This window comes from Frankia gtarii (assembly GCF_025403375.1).
Taxonomy (GTDB): Bacteria; Actinomycetota; Actinomycetes; order Frankiales; family Frankiaceae; genus Frankia; species Frankia gtarii.
Genome location: NZ_JAMPTM010000622.1, coordinates 1 through 478, shown reverse-complemented (window position 1 = coordinate 478; position 478 = coordinate 1). Strand labels below are relative to the sequence as shown.

The following is a 478-nucleotide window of genomic DNA, read 5'->3' as shown; positions in this document are numbered from 1 at the left end:
CTCGTTGGCCACCGACAGCAGCGCGCGCATCATGCTGCCCGGCTGCGGTGGCGAGCCCGCCAGCGCATGCACGCGGCGGCGGCGGTTGTGGTGCTGGTCTTCGGCAATGTTGGCCAGGTGAGAGAAGTAGCTGAACGCGCGCACCACGGAGTTGGTTTGCTCACGCGACAAGGCTTTCAGCAGGCGGTCGAGTTCCTGCTCGGCCTGGCGGTCGCCGTCGCGGCGGAAACGCACGGCGGTCTGGCGGATCGTCTCGACGGTTTCGAAGGCGGCGCCACCTTCCTGTTCACGCAGCACGTCGCCCAGCAGGCGGCCCAGAAAGCGGATGTCTTCCTTCAGCGGCTGATCCTTGGCCGCGGCGATGCCCGACGAGAGCCGGGAAGTGGGGCCGAGTGATGCGCCATTGGCTTCGTCCGCGCCATTGGCCTTGGCCACCGGTTTGGCGGCGGGCTTGGCAGCCTTGATGGCCTTCGTGGCC

The 478-nt window shown here is 68.2% G+C and carries 1 protein-coding gene; it reads right to left on the bottom strand.

Annotation, left to right across the window (positions count from 1 at the left end):
• A partial coding sequence (locus NBZ83_RS34730) for a phosphoenolpyruvate carboxylase (RefSeq protein WP_261576565.1) occupies nucleotides 1–478 on the bottom strand: 478 nt, incomplete at both ends.